The 235-nt window shown below is 39.6% G+C and carries 1 pseudogene; it reads left to right on the plus strand.

Annotated features, from left to right (window positions below):
* Window positions 1-235: pseudogene (locus tag SB773_RS34720) on the plus strand (hypothetical protein); the annotation flags it as partial.

A 235-nucleotide genomic window follows, 5' to 3' on the forward strand; every position in this document is an offset into this window, starting at 1 on the left:
TGCGTTAATTGGTTTAGTGACTTTGCCGATGTTAACGTGGCTGTACTCGCCGGATATTGTTGGCAGCTATAGCTTGCTGAATATCGGTCTTAGTCTTATTTCTCTTATCTTTGCTTTAGGTTTTGACCAGGCTTATGTCAGGGAATATTACAATTTCGATAATCATGCCAAGCTGTTAAAGCATTGTGTTGTGCCTGCATTTGCGTTGCTAACAGCTTTGCTTATTATCTTTAGT

Origin of the sequence: Bacillus sp. SIMBA_074, assembly GCF_046534555.1 — a bacterium.
In the GTDB taxonomy this organism is placed as follows: domain Bacteria; phylum Bacillota; class Bacilli; order Bacillales; family Bacillaceae_G; genus Bacillus_A; species Bacillus_A mycoides.